Annotated in this window: 2 protein-coding genes; both read right to left on the bottom strand. The window is 44.5% G+C overall.

Features of this window, described 5'->3' with window-relative positions:
- Positions 1-12 precede the first annotated feature (12 nt).
- The gene (locus JMY09_RS14355) at positions 13-891 is read right to left on the bottom strand and encodes an IS3 family transposase (RefSeq protein ID WP_201624628.1); all 879 of its coding nucleotides are present in this window, start codon (positions 889-891) and stop codon (positions 13-15) included.
- On the bottom strand, positions 891-1,202 hold the full coding sequence (locus tag JMY09_RS14350; protein WP_201538342.1) for a transposase: 312 nt from the start codon (positions 1,200-1,202) through the stop codon (positions 891-893). Before JMY09_RS14350 ends, JMY09_RS14355 begins: the two co-directional genes overlap by 1 nt.
- Positions 1,203-1,267 lie beyond the last annotated feature (65 nt).

The following is a 1,267-nucleotide window of genomic DNA, read 5'->3' as shown; positions in this document are numbered from 1 at the left end:
TATAGTGGTCAACTAATTTAGGACACCTGATAAGAGGTTTTTGTTGAAGTAGCGTTTCTCTTTTTCTAGCGGTGTTAAATAGTCATTAAAACGGTGTGGTCTCACTGACTGATAATAGCCCCAAATATAATCAATAATGGCAGTCCGAGCTTCAGCAATATTCTCATAACCGCCCTTTGGCATCCATTCTGTTTTAAAGCTCCTGAAGAACCTTTCAGTTGGCGCGTTGTCCCAACAGTTACCTTTTCGGCTCATGCTCTGCTTCATGCCATTACAACTTGCCACGGATTCAGCAAACTTCTTGCTAGTGTAATGGGTGCCTTGATCAGAGTGAAACAACACCCCACTTGGCTTTAAGCGCGACTGATACGCCATCTGCAGCGCTTTGGTTGTCAGCATACTGTCAGGCGAATCTGATACAGCAAAGCCAACAATACGACGAGCATATAAATCTAAAACGATAGCTAGGTAGCACCAGCCGCCTTTGATACGAATATATGTGACATCACCTGTCCAGACATGATTGGGCGCTGATGGGCTAAAATTACGGTTCAGTATATTGTCATGAGCTTTGTGTTCTTCATCAGCATGCTTATATTTATGCGTTTTCAATTGACAGCTTTTAAGCCCCATCTGCGCCATGAATTTACCTGCTATATAGCGGGTCAGCTTGATGCCGTGTTCATTCATTAGTATAGCGGCAATGCTGCGAGCGCCTGCTGAGCGCTTTGAGTCGTTAAATATTTGGCGGACTAATGCTTTAGTTTTGACGGTTTCAAGGCTGATAGGCTTGGGCTTTAGTCCATAGTAGTAACTGCTCTTCATCACGCCAAACAGCTTGCACAGAAGGCTTTTACTGACCTGTTCGTCTTGCTCTGCAAGCTGTCTTATTAACGATAGCCGTTCAGGCTGTCCAAGGCCAGCAGAGCAGAAGCCTTTTTTAGAATGTCGCGCTCCATAGTCAGCCGCTTAACCTGCTTACGCAGCTCTTGAAGCTCGCGCTGTTCATCCGTTAAAGCGTTGCCGGCTTTAGGTGCTTCGCCACTGATTTCTTGACGGTATTGACTCAGCCATTTCTGCAAGGTGGATTTACCTATCCCTAAGGAATTGGCCACGTCAGGTATGGTGCGGTTGTGATCAACAACTAAGCTAATCGCTTCTAATTTAAATTCTCGGGTATATTGATTGCGTTTGTTGGTCATACTATTTTCCTTCTTTGGGTTAGTATAACCTCTTAGCAGCTGTCCAATTTTATTATGCCACTACA

The sequence above is a fragment of the Psychrobacter urativorans genome, assembly GCF_904846695.1.
GTDB classification, from domain to species: Bacteria; Pseudomonadota; Gammaproteobacteria; order Pseudomonadales; family Moraxellaceae; genus Psychrobacter; species Psychrobacter urativorans.
The sequence above is the reverse complement of the archived record's forward strand: the minus strand, read 5'-3'. Positions and strand labels throughout refer to the sequence as shown.